This is a genomic window from Hymenobacter terrenus, from assembly GCF_000972495.1.
GTDB lineage: Bacteria > Bacteroidota > Bacteroidia > Cytophagales > Hymenobacteraceae > Hymenobacter > Hymenobacter terrenus.
Genome location: NZ_LATM01000001.1, coordinates 129661 through 151045 on the forward strand (window position 1 = coordinate 129661; position 21385 = coordinate 151045).

A 21385-nucleotide genomic window follows, 5' to 3' on the forward strand; every position below is an offset into this window, starting at 1 on the left:
AACGAAACGAGCCTCGCTTGCCAGCACATCCTCATCAGCAATACCCCTCGTCAATTCAGGGGCCAGGAGCCGGTGCGTGGCGGCCGCCACGGTCGCAGCCATAAACAAAACAGGGCACCCGGTGTGGGTGCCCTGTTTTCTGGTGAAGGGTAGGCGCTGCAAACGCAGTCTGTAAGGAGTTCTCCTATACAGGGTGCACAGCGCCCGGTGACGAAGCCCAAATGCTAGTACATGGTGTCGATGCCGCTCTTATCGCCGGCAGAAAGACCGCTGCGCTGGATGTTGAAGGTGGAGCCGTCTTTCTTGGTGATGGTGGGCTGGCCGTTCGAAGAGAACGAGAACGAGCCGTACATCATGATGGAGCCGAAGTCAAGGGCGCCAAAGTCGCTGCCGCTGAGGCCGTAAGAGGAATACTTAGCGAAGTTGTTTTCGTAGCCGGACTGGATATTCTGCGTCAGGATGTTCACGTAGGTGTCGCGGTCGTTGCGGGTTTGCTCGTGAAACAAGCCCAGCGCGTGGCCGATTTCGTGAATGGTGTTGCCGGTGGAGCAGCCCGAGGCCAGGTTGATGTACTGGCGGCCGCCCACCATGCCGATGTTCGACGAGCAGCCCGAGCCGACCCGGAAGGTCACATAGTTGGCCTGGGTGGTGCGCTTCACGAACTTGATGGCCGTGTTGGTCTGCCAGTGGGCAATGGCGTCGGTGACGCGCGCTTGGTTGGGCAGGGCCGCATCGACGGTGTAGTACACGGTGGCGGAGGGCCACTTGCCCGAGGTACGGCCGGCACTCTCGGTGCGGGGGCCGCCGTTGGTCACCTGCGCTTCGGTCAGCAGAATGTCACCTTCGTACACATTATCGCCGTTGATTTTGCGATACTCGATGGCCTGGCCGCCTAACTCGCCGGCTTGACTTTGGCCCGTTTGGTTGGGGTAGGCCAGTTCCACCTTGGCATCCTGGCTGGCGGCGGCTTGCTGCGGCGCCGACTCCTTGTCTTTGCTGCAACCCGTCAATGATAATGTGCTAATGCCTGCCGACAGTAGAAAAAGGGAAATACGATGCTTGCTCATGGGTAAATTGGAAGTTGATTGGTGGAACCTTAAAACGTGACGTCGAAAGCAAATCTAATAATAATTTCTAAGTAAAGCTAGTAGTGTTTACAATAATTAAGGCATTTTTTTGTGAGAGTTCACATTTTTTGGCTTTATATATAGTGAAATTAATAACAATAGTAAAACGGCCTGGATACACCGAAAATCCGGCTTTTAGTCGGTCATTAATGGGCGAAGTACTTGGATGCGAACTATCTAATTGAAGGTGTCGCCGGGCCGGTGGCCAACTCATATTTCTGGGCTAAAACCGGCTTATTACCCGGCGCGCCGGGGCCAAACGGCAGCGGCGGCCGGTCCTGCCCAGCCCCGTGCGTGCGGCTAGAGTGCAAATCCAGAGAACCAGCCACCCCGCCCGCTGCGACGTAGCCGCCGTGGCAACAGGCGCCAAAAAAACAGGGCCCCCGGTGTGGAGGCCCTGTTAAAGCTGCGCTATGCCGCCCGTATTATTCGCCGACTTCAGTCCGTGCCTTCGTTGCCATCCCCAAGCAGCTAAAGTTGCTCCCAAACGTTCGACTTGGTATTGCTTTTCCTCCTCCGTGGCTCGTTAGTATTAGTGGGGCCTTCATCCGCCCGCTCTCTGCCATCCCGAGGTTGGGAGGGTGGGGGCCGGAGGAGGCGGATTGACGGGGGAGCGTGCGTCAACGAGCGACTGGCCTATCTTGTCAATACAAAACGTACCTGCTCCCGCTTCACAAAGTAGCCCGTAGCCGCGGAGGCTACCAAGTCGCCGATGGGGTTCAAACAAACTAAATAGCTCCTAGAGCGGATTCGGGGTGGGTGTACCGTAGCGCGAACTGTGTAGTTCGCGTGCCCGAACGACTGCCGAACGGCGCGGGGACGCGAACTACAAAGTTCGCGCTACTGCTTGCTGTAGACTGCTGTCGAAACCGTGCTGAATGCGTCGTAACTACCGTCCACACAGCTTAGCTAAGAGTGGCCCCCAAATTTACACCACGCGCCGCACCACCACCGTGGCTGCGCCGCTCGCCGTCCCCTCAAACTGCGCCATCAGGTAGCGCGCCGTGGCTGGGCCGATATCCGCCCGCGTCACCGTCGTAATGGCTCCGGCGGGGCAGGAGTGGGGCGTAGTGGCGGCCTCGTCTTTCTGGGCCATCCAGAGGAGTAGGGGGGCGGCCGAGCGGTTTTCCACGGTCAGGGTGTAGGCCGGGCCGTAGTTGGTGTTGGCCAGGCGCTGGGGCTGGCCGGTGCCCGCCGCCGTGAAGGGCAGCGTCCGCACGATGCGCGTCGCGCTCTTCGCCCGCCGGCTGCTGGCCGCTACTTTCTGGCGCTTGTTGGCCTGGGCGAAGGCCTCGTACAGTTCTTTCCACTGGAAGTTGGGGTCCGTATCGGTCCGCTGGCCTTTGAGCAGGATTTCCATCAGCCGCAAGGCGGCCCGCAGCTGGCGCAGCAGCTCGGGCAGGGCCAGGGTGGCCAGGCGCGGGGCGGCTTTGGCGCCCATCTGGGCCTCCTCGGCCGCGTCGAACAGGTCGGCGGCATCGGCCGGCGCCTGAATCACGGCATCGGTGAGGCGGTAGTCCTGGCGCACCTGGGCGGGCAGGGCCTGCACGGCCGCCACCAGGGCCCGCACGTGGTTCACGTCCTCGGCGGCCTCCCCGAAGCGCACGTCGGTGTAGGAGAGCATAAACGTCTGCTTCAGCCCCAACTACTTCGTGGCCAGCGCATAGCCCACCGCCCGGGCCGACAGGGTTTCGGTGGCGCGGGCCATCACCTCGCGGGCGTCGTCCTTGGCCGTAGTGCCGGCGAGGTTCGTGTTGTCCTGGGCCTCTTGCCGGGCCTCAATGGCCGTCACCAGCTCCTCCCGCTCGGTGTTGGCGGCTTGCAGGGGCGGGAAATCAGCCAGCTCCTTGGGGTACTTGGCCACGGCCAGGCCCACGCGCTGGCCACTGTTGAGAACGGAGGTGTCTTGCGTATCCATAAGGCGTTATGCGTTAGCTAGAAATGAATGCGCTAAATGTAGGCGGTAGCTGCCACAGTAGCGCTTAGCCGCTCACCGAGGCGGCCCGCTGCTCCCTCTAAAACCTCATTCCCAGCTTCCCAGGCCCTATTTATCCTGAAAAATAATAGAGGTATGAGCCCGTGTTCCGTAGGTAGGCGCCAAAGTGCCATCGGTAGTGGCCCGTGTGTTCCAGGTAGGGCGCCAAGTGTCGTAGGTATGGGCTAAAGTGCCATCGGTATACCGCAAAGTGCTTTAGGTATGCCCACAAGTGCCATAGGTAGGCGCAAAAGTCTTTTAGGTAGTGGCAAAAGTGCTCTACCTAAGCGCCAAAGTGCCCCAGCAGCAGCTTAGAGTGGCTGTTGGGTCTTCGAGAGTGTTGTGCGAGCACTCCAAAGTGCTCTATGAGAAAAGAATTTGAAGAAGATTGGGGAGGCTTTGGCAGCATCGAGACGCAGGTGTTATGTCTCGCCTAGCCGTAGCGCTGGCTGCTTTCCTCGGCAGAGCAGAGTTATTCAAGAATCACGAACCCGTGAACGCACGCCAGTCCAGATTAATTTATTTTCTTGGCACACGTCATTGTTTTTATATACAGTAGCGCATCAAAAAATTGCAGAGGTATGAAGGGGTTTATTTCAAATTCATCTCCGTCAGTGTAGGAATTACCTATGCCACCGTGAAAATTCTGCTTTGCGCGCACCCACTCAGCTGTTGCCTTATTCCCTTGTAAATTAGTGAAGTCTAGGAAGGCCATTGGATACTGCATTTTAGATAGCAAGTACCCTACAGAGCCTTCCATAACCGGCTTCACTTGGACACACTCCATTACTCCTTTCGATGTTTTGGTACGTGCAGCTAATTCTCCACCTTCGTACTCACTACCAATAGCATAATATTCGCCTGGGTGATTCTGGTTTATATACCAGCCTAAGGAAAAAGCTGTCTGACCAGCAAACTTAAATTTACAGGCATGTCCAGTATTGCAATACAAAAGCATTTTAGCATCCTGCCCTTCCATCTGTAAAATGCTTTCTAGGTTCTCATACATAAATTGGTCTCTAACCCGAACATAAAGGCCGATTTCCCGAATATGAGGAAATATCATAATACATTGCTTGATATTTTTAGCCTGTATGAGGGCTGGTAAATAGGCCTTTTGGTCAAGATTAGCTTTGGTCTGCATCTTGCCAACTATTTTATCAGCTTCCGTCGAAAGCTTTCTATAAATAGAATCCGAAACCCCAGCGCGTAAGTTATTCACAAGTACTTTATCAAAGAAATTGGTTCGTGTCAGTTGAGCCAAATACTCGGCATCATCCTTTTTGAGAGCATCTATAACTAGGCTGCAGTCTGAGAAAAAGAAATCAATTCCGTAAAACTTCAGCTTCTCTTTATCGGATTTTCTTTCATTATAAGAACGCATATAGCCTATTAAATCAATAAATTCTTTGGTATTGAATAAATAGCCAAGTGAACTAGCTGCTTTTTGGGCATCTCCTGTTCCATACAGTACGTAGTTATTGGCATACATAGCATCAGTGAAGGATGCTTCTAGTGCAAATACTTTGTAGCCGCACTTTTCGACTAGAAACTTGAATAAGCTATTATTGAATTGACGGAATTCGCTTGTTCCGTGCGTTATTTCCCCGAGGCCAATAACACGCTTGGAAGAGAAAGTTTTCTGCATGGGTAGCAGAAACTGAGCATTATCCAATGATTTAATCTCAACGGCTTTGCTTTTTAAAGCTGCTGCCAGTTCTTGTCCCCATGATAGTGCGCTTGCCCAGAGTATTAGATAAGCTGTGATGCTACATTTCACTCGTTTTTTACTAAAGAGACCAGATTTTATAAAACGAATCAAGTTCATGAGATTTGTGCTTGAGAAAGAGCAGCGTCGGCTGTGGGAGTGAATAAATGAGCTTTTTGAAAGGCAATAGAGTCAAAAGGAAGCTGGCTTTTTGTAATGGCGCTGGTACCGTCCGCCAAAAATAAGGCATTCGTAATCTGGCTGAGCGAGCAGTATTTCACCGTTTCCATGAGCTCGGCGAAGAGGTTGCCGTTGGCCACGGCCACTTGCCGGGGCCGAAGCGGTGCTGGTGCGGTTAGTTGAAATGAATCTGCTGCCGGGAAACTTCCACAATTCGTTGCAAAACACCCAGCAACGTATCCAGTTCGTTGACGAGGTAACGCCTGTTGTCCAGGGTAACCTCATTGTTCTCGTATTTGAGAAAGCGCCACTCAATTCCAGTTGTCGAACAGCCGTACAACGTAGCCGGGTGGTTTCCCTCCAAATCGTTGAATTTGCGGGCCGCAATCAATTGGGCCGAGCATTGGATGGTGCCTTGCTCAACGTCTTGCTTTTTGGCTTCGGTAATGCAAAAAATAGGGGCCGTTACGAAGTCCTGAATCCGGCTAAAGGAAAAGATGAAATCACACTCACCGTTCAATCCCTGGCTACCATCTACGTCCAGGTTCATTCCGGAGTAAATAGAAAACTGGTTGGCGTTCAAGCTACTCAGCTCCATTAGAATCGGAGATACCAACCGCTCCGAACGCGACTTTTCGCTACCGAATCCCATGCCCATGCCTTTGTCCAACGACTCGCGTAGCCAAGCCGAAGGCGCGACGGGGTGCACTTGCGGAAATAAATTTTCGGAGCTGTAATGAATGCCGAACCGAGTGATAAGCTCTTTTGCTGAAAAATCACTATAAGCCATAGAACAGAAGAATTGGGTTCGAAAAATGACGCAATCTATTGCGCCGGTACTGCCCGCCGACCTCAAAACAGGGCGTTGGTAATCTGACCGAGCGAGCAGTACTCCACCGTTTCCATGAGCTCGGCGAAGAGGTTGCCGTTGGCCACGGCCACTTGCTGGAGCTGCTTGAGCCGCGCCGGGGCCGAAGCCGCGTTGCGCTCGTGCAGCAGGGTGCTGTAGCGCTACTATGCTATTGCTAATTGCTTAGATTGGCTTGGATATCTCTCACCAACTCCTCGCTGACGCCGTTGATTTCGGCTATCAAATCAACCGGTAGCCCCTTCTTTAAGGCCAGCCTCACGGCCTCCGATTTCACAGCCAGCACCTTGGCTTTTTCCGCATTCACGGCCTCGGCATTGATGGCGGTGTAGCGGGCAAACTGGAACCGCTCCTCCGGCGTCATGCGGCGCGTATTAAGCTCTTCGATGGCGCGTTCGAGCCATTCCTCATTCCAGAACGGGGGGTACTGCGTGGGCTCGGTTACTTCGTGCAGCTTCTTCATGGTGTAGAGCAGTTTGTCGAGGTCCGTGGAAATGGCGGCCACCGGCTTGTCAAATTTAGCCAACTCCACCAGAATAAACGTCATCTGCTCATCGATGGGTTCGCCCTGCTCGTCGCGCAGGTTGGCCACGGTGTGATAGTTGGCCGTGGGCAGGACGCTCTTTTCCAGAAATGCAATGCAGTAGATGCGCGGCAGGCTGGCGTAGTCGAACCGGCCGCGCTCCACCACGGTGTTGAATTTGTGCAGCCCGTAGAACTTCATGCGCTGCACGAAATGCGGCGCGTGCCCCAACTGCATCTCCACGATGAAATGGCTGCCCGCCTCATCGGTGCAGGCCAAATCGAAGATGCCGCTGCGGCTGTCCAGCGTCAGCGCCTCGAAGGCATTCTTTTCCAGCTGCACCTCCCGAATCGGCACCGCCGACTTAATGAGCGCCTGCAAGGCCGTGCGCAGAAACAAGGTGTTGCCCTCATTGCCAAACGTGGCCTTGAAGCCATAGTCAGAAGTCAGCGGAATAAATGGCCCTATTTCCATCGGGCGAAGGTACTGCGGGCCCCCGCACTTCCACCGCTGCTGCCCAAGCTCAAGGTGTCTTAGAGCCGCGCCCGCCTGCCCCATGCGCCCGCCCCAATGCCCTTGGCGCCTCTCAGAGCCGCTGATGGAGCTTAGTGTGTCTGGGAAGCTTCGCCAATATCCTTGACCACATTGACACTTCTGTTCATCGCGGCTATTTCGTCTTCCAAGTTCCAATTAGGCTTGTCAGCAACAAATTCATGCCATTTCGCTGAACAGATGGCTGCTTGACTTGGGTCAATTTTGTAAAGCGCAGCTAAAGCATCTCCTTGGTCAAACCATAGGTCTTTTCGTTCCAGGTAATAAGTCAGATACAAGTTTAAGTAGTCTTTGGACTTGTCGTCCCCAAAAACTGCTAAAGCGAGTGCATATCCAGCGCCTGCATAGCAAACTTCGCTTTTTAGTAAGTGAACTCCGATTATATCTCTTAGCTCGCTATAATTTTTAATTGCAGCAAAATATGCCCCAACAATTCTTGGCCTCCAATCGAAATCACCTAATAGTTGCCGTACAATTTCAGGAGTAATTTCTTTTGACGCATCCACAAATAATTTGAAGCTTTCGTTGTCCAGATTATTTATAGAAACCATGTAGAAATCCATTACCCATTTCTCTATTAATTCCTCCGAAAGCTCTTCTTCGTTGCGGTAGGACTCAAGGTCATCAAAAGGGCTTTTGTTTCTAATAGTAGCGCCAGAAACATGCAAAGCAATTTCAGTGGCTTCATCGTTCTTATTGAACAACTTCTGCCACAGCTTTGAAAAGGTCATAACAACGAAAGAGGTTAAATCAAAAAGGGTGCTGCCTTGGCAAGGTAGCACCCTTTTTCAAAGGTTCTGAACCAGTTCTACATATTCCGCCGGTACTGCCCGCCGACCTCGAACAGCGCGTTCGTAATCTGCCCGAGCGAGCAGTACTTCACCGTTTCCATCAGTTCGGTAAAGAGGTTGCCGTTGGCCACGGCCACTTGCTGGAGCTGCTTGAGGCGCGCCGGGGCCTGGTCGGCGTTGCGCTGGTGCAGCAGCGTGAGCATGTCGATTTGGTACTGCTTTTCCTCCTCCGTGGCCCGGATGACTTCGGCCGGCACCACCGTGGGCGAGCCCTTCGACGAGAGGAAGGTATTCACCCCGATGATGGGGTACTCGCCCGTGTGCTTCAGCATCTCGTAGTGCATGCTTTCCTCCTGGATTTTGCCGCGCTGGTACATGGTTTCCATGGCCCCGAGCACGCCGCCGCGCTCCGTGATGCGGTCGAATTCGAGCAGCACCGCCTCTTCCACCAGGTCGGTCAGCTCCTCGATGATGAAGGAGCCTTGCAGCGGGTTCTCGTTCTTGGCCAGCCCCAGTTCGCGGTTGATGATGAGCTGAATGGCCATGGCCCGGCGCACCGATTCCTCGGTGGGCGTGGTGATGGCCTCGTCGTAGGCGTTGGTGTGCAGGGAGTTGCAGTTGTCGTAGATGGCATACAGCGCCTGCAACGTGGTGCGGATGTCGTTGAAGTCGATTTCCTGGGCGTGCAGGCTGCGGCCTGAGGTCTGGATGTGGTACTTCAGCATCTGGCTGCGGGCGTCGGCGCCGTACTTCAGCTTCATGGCCTTGGCCCAAATGCGGCGCGCCACCCGCCCAATCACGGCGTACTCCGGGTCGATGCCGTTGGAGAAGAAGAAGCTCAGGTTCGGCGCGAAGTCGTTCACGCTCATGCCGCGGCTCACGTAGTATTCCACGAACGTGAAGCCGTTGCTCAGCGTGAGGGCCAGTTGCGTAATCGGGTTGGCGCCCGCCTCGGCAATGTGGTAGCCCGAAATCGACACGGAGTAGAAATTCCGCACCTTCTGCTGGATGAAGTATTCTTGCACGTCGCCCATCAGGCGCAGCGCAAATTCGGTGCTGAAAATGCAGGTGTTCTGGGCCTGGTCTTCCTTCAGAATGTCGGCCTGCACGGTGCCGCGCACCTGCGTCAGCGTCCGCGCCTTGATGGTGGCGTACGCGTCGGCCGGCAGCACCTGGTCGCCGGTTACGCCGAGCAGCATAAGGCCCAGGCCGTCGTTGCCGGCCGGCAATTCGCCCTGGTAGCGGGGCCGGGCCAGGTTTTTCTCGGCGTAAAGCTGGTCGATTTTGGCATCCACCTCCGCTTCCAGCCCCTGCTCCTTAATATACAGCTCGCACTGCTGGTCGATGGCCGCGTTCATGAAAAACGCCGCCAGCGTCGCCGCCGGACCGTTAATGGTCATCGAAACCGACGTTGTCGGGTTGGCCAGGTTGAAGCCCGAATACAGCTTCTTGGCATCGTCGAGGCAGGCAATGCTCACGCCCGCGTTGCCGATTTTGCCATAGATGTCGGGCCGCAAATCCGGGTCCTCGCCATACAGCGTCACCGAGTCGAAGGCCGTGCTCAGGCGCTTGGCGGGCAGGCCCATACTCACGTAGTGGAAGCGGCGGTTGGTGCGCTCCGGCCCGCCCTCGCCGGCAAACATGCGCGTCGGGTCCTCGCCCTCGCGCTTGAAGGGGAACACGCCGGCCGTGTAAGGAAATTCGCCGGGGAAGTTCTCCTGCATGGCCCAACGCAGCCGGTCGCCCCAGCCGGTGTAGCGGGGCGTGGCCACCTTTGGAATCATGTTGCCCGACAGCGACTTTGTGTGCGTCTGCACCCGAATTTCCTTGCCCCGCACCGAGTACACGTACTCCGGGTTGCGGTAGTTCTGCAAGGTGTTTTCCCAGTTCTCCAGAACAGCCTGGCTGTCGGCATCGAGCCGGCGCAGCTGCGTTTGCTTGTTCTTGCCAAACTCCTCCACCGAGCTGTCGCCATCCTTTTTCTCGGCGCGGTAGTGCTCTTCCAGTTTGGCAAACGCGCCGGCAACCTCCGCAATCTGGGCCTGCTCGCGCACGCGCTGGTCGTAGGCGCGGTTGGTTTCGGCAATCTCGGAAAGGTAGCGGGTGCGGTGCGGCGGGATAATGTAAATTTTCTCCGAGTCCTCCACCGTCGTTTCCAGCTTCGAGGCGAAGGTGGCCCCGGTTTTGGTTTCCAGCATCTTCAGCACCGCCCGGTACAGGCGGTTCATGCCCGGGTCGTTGAACTGGGATGCTATCGTGCCGAACACCGGCATCTGGTCAGTGGGCGTGTCCCAGAGGCCGTGGTTGCGCTGGTACTGCTTGCGCACGTCGCGCAGCGCATCCAGCGCCCCACGCTTGTCGAACTTGTTCAGCGCAATGACGTCGGCAAAGTCGAGCATGTCGATTTTCTCCAGCTGCGTAGCCGCGCCGTACTCGGGCGTCATCACATACAAGCTGGCGTCGGAGTGCTCAATAATCTCGGTATCCGATTGCCCAATACCGGAGGTCTCCAGAATAATCAAGTCGTAATTAGCGGCGCGCACCACATCCACCGCATCCTGCACGTAGCGCGAGAGGGCCAGATTGCTCTGCCGCGTAGCCAGGCTGCGCATATACACCCGCGGCGAGTTGATGGCATTCATCCGAATCCGGTCGCCGAGCAGCGCGCCGCCCGTCTTGCGCTTGCTCGGGTCCACGGAAATAATAGCAATGGTCTTGTCCGGAAAGTCCATCAAAAACCGTCGCACCAGCTCATCCACCAGCGACGATTTGCCCGCGCCGCCCGTGCCCGTGATGCCCAGAATAGGAGCGGAGTGCTTCGCGCTGAGGTTTTGATTCTGGTCGGCCTCACTCTGCTGAAACTCCTGTACCAGCTGAGACTTCACGCGCTCAAACTCCTCGGGGAAGTTTTCTGCCGCTGAAATCAAGCGACCGATGCTGCGGGCGTCTTTCTCTTTTACATGACCGGCCTCGCCGTTCAGATTTTGGCCCGTGGGGAAGTCGGCTTTTTCCAGCAAGTCATTAATCATGCCCTGTAAGCCCAGCGCCCGGCCATCGTCGGGAGAGTAGATGCGGGTAATGCCGTAGCCCATCAACTCCTCAATCTCAGTGGGCAGAATCACGCCGCCGCCGCCACCGAAGATTTTGATGTGGCCGGCGCCGCGCTCCTTCAGCAGGTCGTGCATGTACTTGAAGTACTCGTTGTGCCCGCCCTGATAGCTGGTAATGGCAATGGCCTGCGCATCCTCCTGAATGGCGCAGTCCACGATTTCCTGCACCGAGCGGTTGTGGCCGAGGTGAATAACCTCCGCGCCGCTGCTCTGAATGATGCGGCGCATGATGTTGATAGCGGCATCATGGCCGTCGAACAGCGCGGCGGCAGTTACAATGCGAACGTGGTTTTTGGGCTTGTAGGGCGCGGTGGGAGCAGGATGCATAGGAGGGGAGTAGCGCGGACTTTTAGTCCGCGACCGTGAGGAAGGAAAACGTGCACGAAGGTACGAAAAAGCCCCGGCGGGGTCGGCCGGAGCGGCATTGAAACGGTTTAAAGCTATTTAGCCTGCGGATTTTTTTTCCCCGCGCATTCTCTACAACCTTTATTATTGTCTGGGCTGGCCGGTTGCTCCAAGAGAGGCGCCCCAGACCAGCCGTTACGCTAGCTGCCCCGGGATGTCCCAGAGAGGAACTACCCTCACTACCCCGCAACTTGGGTTAAATAGCCTACCGCAGCTTGTGCAAATCCAGTACGAACCCCGCCAACACGTCCTCACCCGACAGTTCCCGCTCAAACCCCTGTACGGTTTGATAGCCAGCCTGCCCGACGCGGAAAACACCACATATCTACCTGACCAATGAGCCGTGCACCGCATTTATTTGGTGAGCGGGAAAGTAGGCACCATAATGAGGATTTCTTGCTGCGCGTTGCACTCAATGCGCCATTCGCGGTGCCGCTGGCAGGAGTCGTTCCTAAAAGATACGCTGAAAGCAGTGCCCCAACAGTAATTGCAACTTACCCAAACATCACCGGCGGGCTCAGTGCTAGCCGCCAGGCTACGGCCATCAGTACTGCCATTGCTACCAGGCCCCAAGCCACGCGCGTAGCCTGAGGCTGGTTCACGGTATCCGAAAACACCTCATTGAGGCAGCCCAGTGCCAGCGGCATTACCAGCAGGCCCATCATCAGCAAGTGCAGAGCCTCAAATATGGAGAAGTACGGCAACTTGGTGAGGGCCACGAACGCGCCCCCGGCAACCCATGGCACCCCCAAGGTGGTCACCACCATCAGCTGCCGGTTGGCAAACCGCATTACCGTGCGCGAATCGTGGGCTTGCAGGAAGGCAATGGCGCCAAAGTAGCCCAGCCCCAGCTGCGCTAGGCCGGCCAGCAGGGCCAGCAGTACGTTCACGACATTGCCCATGCGCAGTAGCCAATCGGGCACGTACCAGAAGCCCGAGTGCGTAAACGTGTCCGCCAGCAGCGCCCCAAATACCGTGTTGCAAGCGTGCAGGGCCACCCATAGCAACAGCAGTTTAAACTGTCCGCGCCGGGCCCGCTCGCGCCGCCAGTACCACTGAAACGCCACGAGCCCCATCAGGAGGCTCACCGCTGGCCCGGCCCCGTGCACGGCAATAACGGCCGTCCGCCACCACTCCTTATCAGCCAGGGTGTAGGTAATGTGGCTGGGGTCCCAGCGGCCCCGCAGGTTGTAAAACTGCGATACTTCCAGCTTAGCTACCTGGTGTACACCTCGTACTAGGTAGTAAGCCAGTACGTACAAGGCCGTGCCGTTCAGCGCCGCAATCAGGAACTTTCGTTTATCAGCTCGGGCGGATGAGGTAGTAAGAGTAGCAGTTTCCGGTTGCATAGGCAGCCTGTACTAATCAGGAGAAATGCGTAATTAACAAAACTAAGCAGCTTGAAGCAATTGCCCTAACTGGCTCACAGCGCTGCCCCGCCGCTCCGGGCTGGCTTTTGCGCCCCGTGCTTCGTACCTTCGCGAACTGAAAAACCGCCCTCTGTGAAGAATATCCGCAATTTTTGCATCATTGCCCACATCGACCACGGCAAAAGCACCTTGGCCGACCGCCTACTTGAGTTTACCAGCACGGTAGCCAAGCGCGACATGCAGGCCCAGTTGCTCGACAACATGGACCTGGAGCGCGAGCGCGGCATCACCATCAAGAGCCACGCCATCCAGATGCAGTACCCCTACAAAGGGGAAGTCTACACGCTGAACCTGATTGACACGCCCGGCCACGTCGATTTTAGCTACGAGGTAAGCCGCAGCATTGCCGCCTGCGAAGGCGCCCTGCTGATTGTCGACGCCTCCCAAGGCATCGAAGCCCAAACGATTTCCAACCTCTACCTCGCCATCGGGGCCGACCTGGAAATTATTCCGGTACTCAATAAAATTGACCTCCCGCACGCCATGCCGGAGGAAGTGACCGACGAAATCGTGGACCTGATTGGGTGCAAACCCGACGATATCATCCATGCCTCGGGCAAGGCCGGCATCGGCATCGAAGCCATCCTGAATGCCATCTGCGAACGGGTGCCTGCGCCCAAAGGGGACCCGGATGGCCCCCTGCAGGCTCTGATTTTCGACTCGGTTTTTAACTCCTACCGCGGCATCGAAGTCCTGTTTCGCATCAAAAACGGCACCATGAAAAAGGGCGACAAGCTCCGCTTCATGGCCACCGGCAAGGAATATGGCGCCGACGAAATCGGTATTCTGGGCCTGAACCAGGAGCCACGCCAGGAAATGAAAGCCGGCAACGTGGGTTACCTCATCTCGGGCATCAAGGAAGCCCGAGAAGTGAAGGTGGGCGATACCATCACCCACGTGCACCGGCCCACGCCCGAGGCCATCCAGGGTTTTGCTGACGTGAAGCCGATGGTTTTTGCCGGCATTTACCCCGTCGATACCACCGAGTACGAAGAGTTGCGCTCCAGCATGGAGAAACTGCAGCTCAACGACGCCTCGCTGGTGTGGGAGCCCGAAACGTCGGTGGCCCTGGGTTTCGGCTTCCGCTGCGGCTTCCTGGGGATGTTGCACATGGAAATCGTGCAGGAGCGTCTGGAACGCGAGTTCAACATGACGGTTATCACCACGGTGCCCAGCGTGCAGTTTCACGCCATCGGCACCAAAGACCAGCTGCTGACCATCAACGCGCCCTCCGAAATGCCGGAGCCGAACCTGATTAAGAGCATCGAAGAGCCCTATATCAAGGCGCAGATAATCACGGCTTCGGAATACGTTGGCCCCATTATTACGCTGTGTATGGACAAGCGCGGCATTATCAAAGGCCAGTCGTACCTGACTTCCGAGCGGGTGGAGATGAGCTTCGAATTGCCGCTATCAGAAATTGTATTCGACTTTTTTGATAAGCTCAAATCCATCAGCCGGGGCTACGCCTCGCTTGATTATGAGCTGATTGGCTTTCGCGAGTCCGACATGGTGAAGCTCGACGTGATGCTGAACGGCGAGAAGGTCGATGCGCTGTCGGCCATCGTGCACCGCTCCAAAAGCTACGACTGGGGCCGCCGCCTTTGCGAGAAGCTTCGCGAGCTGCTGCCCCGCCAGATGTTCGACATTGCCATTCAGGCCTCCATCGGCCAGAAAATCATTGCCCGCGAGACCGTTAAAGCGCTTCGTAAGAACGTAATTGCTAAATGCTACGGCGGCGACATCAGCCGCAAGCGTAAGCTACTCGAAAAGCAAAAAGAAGGCAAGAAGCGGATGCGCTCCGTGGGTTCCGTAGAGATTCCGCAGGAAGCGTTTCTGGCAGTGCTTAAGATTGACTAATAAGAAAGCGGCCCCGGCAATTTGCCGGGGCCGCTTTCTTGTCGGAAGCTATTCAGCTCTTGCGCGTTAGGCGTTAGTAGATGGGCGTCGTAGCCCCAACCCCTCCCAGTACGGCTCCTGGCCCTTCGCTGGGGCCAACGTACTGGGCATTGCCCAGACCCAGGTAGAAGGGCGCAAAGAAAATAGTGAGGACATATTCGCCGGTTTCGCGTTTACCAAACGATTTGGCCAAACTGATGTACAGCGTGACTACAAAATAAATATTGGCAAGGGGAATGAACAGAAATAAAATCTTCACAAGTTCTCGGCCCACTATCTCGTGCAATACGATGATGTTGTAGATGGGAATGAGGCAGGCCCAGCCGGGTTTGCCGGCTTTTTCAAATATCTTCCACATCCCGTAGATGGCCGCGGCGATGAAAGCAAGGTAGAGCAGACTAAAAATTAGCCCGAACAGGCTGCCTAGAATGCCGCCAAGAAGAATGAGTAAATGGGTTTGCATACGTGTTGTGGAAAATGGGTTTGATGAATGAAGTAAGCTTAACAGGCGTCAATATATAGTTTTAATTTTAAAAAACATTCTCATACTGCTGAGTTTTATGAATCATAACCTCTCCGTAACCCTCATCGACGGCAAGCAGACCGCCGAAGACATCAAAGTAGAAATTGCCGCCGAAGTAGCTATCATACGTGCCGCCGGCCGCAAAGTGCCCCACTTGGCCGCCGTTCTCGTAGGCCACGACGGTGGCTCCGAAACTTATGTGCGCAACAAGGTGCTGGCCTGCGAGCGGGTCGGCTTTCAGTCCACACTGTTGCGCTACGAGGACGACATCACCGAAGCAGAATTGCTGGTTAAAGTGGATGAGCTAAACCACGACCCCGAGATTGATGGGTTCATCGTGCAGCTGCCGCTGCCGGCTCACATCAACCCCGACAAGGTCATTGAGGCCATCCGGCCTGAGAAGGACGTGGACGGTTTTCACCCCATGAATCTTGGCCGGATGGTGGCCGGCCTGCCGGCCCTGCTGCCCGCCACGCCGTCGGGAATCGTAGAATTGCTCAGCCGCCAAGGCATCAAAACCAGCGGCAAGCACTGCGTGGTAATTGGTCGTTCCAACATCGTGGGTACGCCCGTTAGCATCTTGCTGGCTAAGAATTTGGAGACGGCGAATTGCACGGTTACTTTATGCCATTCGCGTACGCAAAATCTGGCTGAAATCTGTCGCACCGCCGATATTATCGTGGCTGCCATTGGCCGGCCCGAATTTGTGACGGCCGACATGGTCCGCCCTGGCGCCGTGGTAATTGACGTGGGCACTACCCGCGTAGCCGATACTACCAAAAAGAGCGGCTTTTCATTGAAGGGTGACGTGAATTTTGCCGAAGTAGCCCCGCTGGCTTCGGCCATTACGCCCGTACCCGGCGGAGTAGGTCCCATGACTATTGCAATGCTCTTGCTAAATACGTTGCGCGCGGCCAAGGGAGAAGTCTACTCTCGTTAGGCGGGCTGGTTTTAGTAATATTTGGTTATTATAGCACTGGGCCGTACTTTTAAAGTCAGGCATTGGAACGGTGTGTCTTATTGCCTGCGTTCAGGTTGCTCCGCTTCCAGACGCTTCTTTTGTAATGATACCAGTGAGTTTATTTTCCTCCGAAATAATTGTACCTTCCGGTGCTGCCGCTGCACCCGAGCGCGGCGTCCTGCTGCCCGTGATGGAGCAGTTTTACACCATTCAAGGCGAAGGCTATAACACGGGCCGAGCCGCGTACTTTATCCGGCTGGGTGGCTGCGACGTGGGCTGCCATTGGTGCGACGTGAAAGAGTCGTGGGACGCAGATGCCCACCCCCGTCAGTCGGTTGCGCAGTTGGTGGAGGCCGTGCTCGCGCACCCGGGCCGGGACGTGGTTGTTACTGGCGGGGAGCCGCTGATGCACGAACTGGGCTCGCTCACGGCAGCTCTCCAAGCCGCGGGCTGCCGCACTTGGCTCGAAACGTCGGGGGCACATCCGCTGTCGGGAACCTGGGACTGGATTTGCTTGTCGCCAAAAAAATTCAAGGCTCCGTTGCCCGAAGTGCTGGCTGCCGCTCACGAGCTGAAGGTTGTCGTTTTTAATGGCCATGACTTTGCGTGGGCCGAAGAGCACGCGGCGCTCGTGCCATCTACCACGCGCTTGTACTTGCAGCCCGAGTGGAGTCGTGCGGCTCGCATGACGCCCGAGTTGGTTGAGTACGTGAAGCAGCACCCGCGCTGGCAGGTTTCGCTTCAGACCCATAAATACCTTGATATACCGTAGCTTATCCTATGCATCGTATTTCTGTGTTGGGGGCCCTGCGCCTCGGAATGCTGTGTCTGCTATGGCTGACTTCAGCGGAAGCGGCCTGGAGCCAGCTCCCCGTCCGGGTACCAACTCCTACCAACACCAAGGCCCGCAGTCTGCTGGAAAAAGCGCAACAGCAAACCAAGGAGCGGGACTTTATCAAGGCCATTGAAACCCTGAATCAGCTGAACGAAAAGTTTCCCTCCTTTGGTGAGGCTTTTTTGATGAAGGGCTCCCTGCTGAAGGCTATTGGTGATAACCGTGGCACGCTCGCGGCCTACCGCGAAGGCTTGGCTAAAGTCTCGCCCGACCCATCTCATTCCTCAGAATACCAGTTGCTGGGCGATTTGGCGCTGAGCTACGGCGATTACCAAACGGCGCTCACGGCCTATCAGCAACTGCTGAAAGTAGCGCCCAAAACCCAGCGCAACCTGGCCAAGTCGCAGCGCCAGCTGCTTACTTGCGAGTTCGCGCTGGAGGCCATGAAGCACCCCATGGGCGAGGCTCCCGTACCGCTGCCCGCGCCGCTGAATAGCTTTAAGTTTCAGTATTTTCCGGCGCTCACGGCGGACAATCGGTTTCTGCTGTTCACGGGGCGGCCAGCGGCCAGCAGCGGCGAAGACCTGTATATTAGTCGGCAGAACAAAGACGGCTCATTGGGTGTTCCCGTACCCATTTCGCCAGCCATCAACTCCAGCTACAACGAAGGTGCGGGTTCGATTTCGGGTGATGGGAAAACCCTGGTTTTCGCCTCCTGCGACCGGCCCAAAGCCATTGGCAACTGCGACTTATACATCTCGCGCCGCACCGGCAACAACTGGAGTCCGCCCGTAAACCTGGGCATCGCCGTCAACTCGACGGAGTGGGATTCGCAGCCCTCGCTCTCGGCCGATGGCCGCACCCTGTATTTTACCTCAACGCGGCGCGGTGGCCAGGGGCAGGAAGATATTTACGTGACCACCTTGCAAGCCGATGGCACCTGGAGCCCGGCTCAGAACCTGGGCACACCCGTGAACACATCGGGCAAAGACATGGCCCCATTTATTCATGCCAGCGGTACTACGCTCTACTACGTCACCGATGGGCTGGTGGGCATGGGCGGGCTCGACGTGTTTCGTTGTGAAAAAACGTCGGCTAACAGCTGGAGCCCGCCCCGTAACCTGGGCTTTCCCCTTAATACCTTCGAAAACGAAGCGTCGCTGTTTGTCACCTCGGATAACCAGAAGGGTTTTTGCTCGCGCAGCCGGGCCTCGGAGGAGCCAGCGGCGGGGCAGCGCCTGGCGCGGGAGCGGCCCGTGGAGTTGTTCAGCTTCACGGTGCCCGCCCCGGTGAAGGCCCGCGAAACGAGTACTTATACGCAAGGCCGGGTATTCGACGCCAATACCAAGAAGCCACTCAAGGCCGAGGTTAAGCTCTACGACCTTGATACCGACGTGCTAACGCAGTTTGTGACTTCTGACCCGGAATATGGTGACTATACGGTGGTGCTCAATGAAGGCCATCACTACGCCATGTACGCCGCCGCCGATAAGTATCTGCTCAAAAGCCTCAGCTTCGACTATTCCGACCAGCACAGCTTTAATCCGCTGACATTGGATATCTACCTGGAGCCCGTGCGCTCGGGGCGTAGCGTGGTGTTGAACAACCTGTTTTTCGATACCAACAAGTACGAGCTCAAGCCCCAGTCCCGCACCGAGCTGAATCGGCTCATTGAGTTCTTACAGCAATATCGGGACGTGCAGATTGAAGTATCGGGTTACACCGACAACGTTGGCACGCCGGAAGCTAATATTCAGCTGTCGCAGCGCCGGGCCCAGTCGGTGGTGGAGTATTTGTCGGGGCATGGCATCTCCACCACGCGCCTGCGTTCCAAAGGCTACGGCGAAGGGCATCCCCTTGCGGCCAACGATACCGAGGCCCACCGCCAGCTAAACCGCCGCATCGAGTTGCATATTCTATAGAAGCCGGTTTGGCTGTCTATCGATTATTGAAGTGTTGTCCAGAGACTAGGTCTGCTCCTGTCATTTGCTCTGCGGGCTCGCGGTTGCTGATGGTATTCATGACGGTGCCAACGCGGCGCAGTGTTGATTGTTCAACGACGAGACGCAAAGTGTTGCGTCTCTACATCGTTCTAGGTGGTTCAAATATTTTTTAAGGGAAATCACAGCTTGTTGAAAATAAGCAGTAAAAAGACCTCTTACCCGGCTTGGTCGCTAAATAATGAGGAGTGTTTTAGGGAATGGTATGGCGTGATGAGCCAAGATTTCTAAGCTGGCTATAAGCTTCGAATTGAACAAATTGCAGAATGGATTGCGGGGATAAAAACGGAATTCGATGCGTTTTACTTAAAGCAAGGCTTTAGGCAAATGAAAATTTAATGGCATTCCCGCGTAAAAAAATATGGCTTGCCAATTGGCAAGTTTTTTTTTGACCTTACTAGCAGCTTTTTCGTATGCTATCAAACAAATAAAAATGAGTGAGTTATAGATATTGAGTGAAATGAACTAATGAAAAAAGTGCCATAAAAAATATTTTTCGTTCAAAAATATATTCTGCTTACGTTTGGATAGGTCAAACGCTGTAGAGTTGGCCAGTCACTTCATCTTTTCACTATCAACCCTCAAATCCATGAAAAATCTGTTCTTGGCTACTTGCATTGCAGCGGGTGTTAGCGCGACTCCGGTTGCCGTCGCTGGCCCCGGAGATGGTTCCTACTCCAAGGCCATGCTGAACCGCGCTACTACGCTCACCAGGGCACTGGCGCAACGCATCCACTTCAACGAGGCCCAATACCTAGCCGTGAAGCAGCTGCACCTGAACATGCTCACGGAGCGCCGCGACCTGGAGATTATGCTCAACGGTGCCAGCGCCGAAGAACGCGATTCCCGGCTCGCCGAAGCCCAGCAGCGCTACGAAACGGAGCTGACCAACCTGCTCCAGCCAAAGCAGCTGGTAGCTTACCAAAACCTCCGTAACAACTTTACCGCGCACCACCTAAAATAGGGGAGAGCCCCCGGCCGGACACGAAAAAGCCCGCTTTATAGAGCGGGCTTTTTGTTTGGCTGAACAAAAGGAACTAGCGGGCGCTGATTTCCTGATAGTCGCGCTCCAACTCGCCGGTATAAATCTGGCGGGGACGACCGATGGGCTCTTTATTTTCGCGCATTTCTTTCCATTGGGCAATCCAGCCGGGCAGGCGGCCCATGGCGAAGAGCACCGTGAACATCTCGGTCGGAATGCCGAGGGCGCGGTAGATGATGCCCGAGTAGAAGTCCACGTTCGGGTACAGCTTGCGCTCCACAAAATACGGGTCGGTGAGGGCCGCTTGCTCCAGCTCGCCGGCAATTTTCAGCAGCGGGTCGTTGATGCCGAGGGCGGTAAGCACTTCGTCGGCCGCCTTTTTGATGATTTTAGCGCGCGGGTCGAAGTTCTTATACACCCGGTGGCCGAAGCCCATGAGGCGGAACGAGTCGTTCTTGTCCTTGGCTTTGTCGACCCACTTCTGGGTATTGCCGCCGTCGGCCTGAATGGCTTCGAGCATTTCCACCACTTCCTGGTTGGCACCACCGTGCAGGGGGCCCCACAGGGCATTGATGCCGGCCGAAACCGAGCCATAGAGGCTGGCATTTGCCGAGCCCACGAGGCGCACAGTGCTGGTGGAGCAGTTCTGCTCGTGGTCGGCGTGCAGGATGAGTAGCTTATTGAGGGCGTTGACAACCACCGGATTGACTTCGTACTTCTCAGTCGGGAAACTGAACATCATGTAGAGGAAGTTGGCGCAGTAGTCGAGGTCGTTGCGCGGGTAGATGAGCGGGTGGCCCACCGAGTTTTTATAGCTCCATGCGGCGATGGTCGATATTTTAGCCATTAGGCGCACGATGTTCAAATCGAGTTCCTCTTTGCTGATTTCGGGCGCAATGCTCTTGGGATAGAATGCCGTGAGTGAACACACCAGCGACGACAGGATGCCCATGGGATGGGCCGACGATGGGAAACCGTCGAGAATCTTGCGAATGTCCTCGTGAATGAGGGTGTGCTGGGTAATCTGGTAGCGGAAGTTATCGAACTCCGCCTGAGTGGGCAACGTGCCGTAAATCAGCAGGTAAGCTACTTCGAGGAAGCTTGACTTTTCGGCCAGCTGCTCGATGGGGTAGCCTCGGTAGCGGAGGATGCCTTCTTCACCGTCGAGGAAGGTGATGGCGCTTTTGGTGGCGCCGGTGTTTTTGTAGCCCGAATCGAGGGTGACGTAGCCGGTCTGGTCGCGCAGTTTGCCGATGTCAAATGCCTTTTCGTGTTCGGTGCCTTCAATGACGGGCAAGCTAATCGATTTGCCGTCGAGGATAAGTTCAGCAGATTCTGCCATGGGCGGGAGGAATAAGAAAAATTTTCAGTGCGAAACTAACGCAAAAGCCGTAAGCCGGGAAATATTCCGGACGGTTGGGATGCTTTCAGTACAAAGGAATGGGCCCCCGGGCTTCGGTAATAGGCCTCAAAAACACGTATGGAGCTAATGGGCCCTGATTGCAAAGATTTATAG

General features: G+C 55.8%; 17 protein-coding genes and 1 pseudogene. 5 read left to right on the forward strand and 13 right to left on the reverse strand.

The window, feature by feature from the left end:
- Nucleotides 1-224: 224 nt before the first annotated feature.
- The 11 genes and pseudogenes from WX88_RS00640 to WX88_RS00685 form a co-directional block, all read right to left on the reverse strand.
- Nucleotides 225-1067: a M12 family metallopeptidase gene (locus WX88_RS00640; RefSeq protein WP_046242395.1), complete on the reverse strand. Its 843-nt coding sequence runs from the start codon at nt 1065-1067 to the stop codon at nt 225-227.
- Between the two features lie 988 nt (nt 1068-2055).
- Nucleotides 2056-2751, reverse strand: a complete 696-nt coding sequence (locus WX88_RS00645; protein WP_156175870.1) for a hypothetical protein — start codon at nt 2749-2751, stop codon at nt 2056-2058.
- Nucleotides 2752-2772: 21 nt separating this feature from the next.
- A complete protein-coding gene (locus WX88_RS00650) occupies nt 2773-3045 on the reverse strand; it encodes a hypothetical protein (RefSeq protein ID WP_046242397.1) in 273 nt (90 codons plus the stop codon).
- Nucleotides 3046-3616: 571 nt separating this feature from the next.
- Nucleotides 3617-4930, reverse strand: coding sequence for an erythromycin esterase family protein (locus tag WX88_RS00655; protein ID WP_046242398.1), 1314 nt, complete (start codon nt 4928-4930; stop codon nt 3617-3619).
- Complete coding sequence (locus WX88_RS00660; protein WP_156175872.1) at nt 4927-5100, reverse strand: hypothetical protein; 174 nt, start codon at nt 5098-5100, stop codon at nt 4927-4929. Before WX88_RS00660 ends, WX88_RS00655 begins: the two co-directional genes overlap by 4 nt.
- A 65-nt stretch (nt 5101-5165) precedes the next feature.
- The gene (locus WX88_RS00665; RefSeq protein ID WP_046242400.1) at nt 5166-5780 is read right to left on the reverse strand and encodes a hypothetical protein; all 615 of its coding nucleotides are present in this window, start codon (nt 5778-5780) and stop codon (nt 5166-5168) included.
- A pseudogene (locus tag WX88_RS32055) lies at nt 5770-5986 on the reverse strand (hypothetical protein); the annotation flags it as partial. The pseudogene WX88_RS32055 and the gene WX88_RS00665, both read right to left, overlap by 11 nt.
- A gap of 29 nt (nt 5987-6015) precedes the next feature.
- Nucleotides 6016-6855 (reverse strand): Rpn family recombination-promoting nuclease/putative transposase, encoded by an 840-nt coding sequence (locus WX88_RS00670; protein ID WP_046242401.1) that lies wholly within the window; start codon nt 6853-6855, stop codon nt 6016-6018.
- A gap of 131 nt (nt 6856-6986) precedes the next feature.
- Complete coding sequence (locus WX88_RS27035; protein ID WP_052732211.1) at nt 6987-7664, reverse strand: DUF6000 family protein; 678 nt, start codon at nt 7662-7664, stop codon at nt 6987-6989.
- Between the two features lie 77 nt (nt 7665-7741).
- The gene (locus WX88_RS00680) at nt 7742-11161 is read right to left on the reverse strand and encodes a methylmalonyl-CoA mutase family protein (RefSeq protein WP_046242402.1); all 3420 of its coding nucleotides are present in this window, start codon (nt 11159-11161) and stop codon (nt 7742-7744) included.
- 572 nt (nt 11162-11733) lie between these two features.
- Entirely contained in the window at nt 11734-12588 is an 855-nt protein-coding gene (locus WX88_RS00685; RefSeq protein ID WP_046242403.1) for a hypothetical protein, read from the reverse strand.
- Nucleotides 12589-12741: 153 nt separating this feature from the next.
- On the opposite strand from WX88_RS00685, the gene lepA reads away from it, so the two are divergent.
- Entirely contained in the window at nt 12742-14529 is a 1788-nt protein-coding gene (lepA, locus tag WX88_RS00690; protein ID WP_046242404.1) for a translation elongation factor 4, read from the forward strand.
- Between the two features lie 73 nt (nt 14530-14602).
- On the opposite strand, the gene WX88_RS00695 is transcribed toward lepA, so the two are convergent.
- On the reverse strand, nt 14603-15031 hold the full coding sequence (locus WX88_RS00695) for a DUF5684 domain-containing protein (protein ID WP_046242405.1): 429 nt from the start codon (nt 15029-15031) through the stop codon (nt 14603-14605).
- Between the two features lie 97 nt (nt 15032-15128).
- Between WX88_RS00695 and WX88_RS00700 the strand changes: the two genes are divergently transcribed.
- From WX88_RS00700 to WX88_RS00715, 4 genes are all read left to right on the forward strand, one after another.
- Nucleotides 15129-16031 (forward strand): bifunctional 5,10-methylenetetrahydrofolate dehydrogenase/5,10-methenyltetrahydrofolate cyclohydrolase, encoded by a 903-nt coding sequence (locus WX88_RS00700; protein ID WP_046242406.1) that lies wholly within the window; start codon nt 15129-15131, stop codon nt 16029-16031.
- Between the two features lie 211 nt (nt 16032-16242).
- The gene (locus tag WX88_RS00705; protein ID WP_197076665.1) at nt 16243-16824 is read left to right on the forward strand and encodes a 7-carboxy-7-deazaguanine synthase QueE; all 582 of its coding nucleotides are present in this window, start codon (nt 16243-16245) and stop codon (nt 16822-16824) included.
- Nucleotides 16825-16832: 8 nt separating this feature from the next.
- Entirely contained in the window at nt 16833-18809 is a 1977-nt protein-coding gene (locus tag WX88_RS00710; protein ID WP_072052913.1) for an OmpA family protein, read from the forward strand.
- Between the two features lie 667 nt (nt 18810-19476).
- Nucleotides 19477-19851: a hypothetical protein gene (locus WX88_RS00715; protein WP_046242408.1), complete on the forward strand. Its 375-nt coding sequence runs from the start codon at nt 19477-19479 to the stop codon at nt 19849-19851.
- A gap of 73 nt (nt 19852-19924) precedes the next feature.
- Here WX88_RS00715 and WX88_RS00720 read toward each other — a convergent pair whose 3' ends face one another.
- A complete protein-coding gene (locus WX88_RS00720; protein ID WP_046242409.1) occupies nt 19925-21211 on the reverse strand; it encodes a citrate synthase in 1287 nt (428 codons plus the stop codon).
- Between the last annotated feature and the right edge of the window lie 174 nt (nt 21212-21385).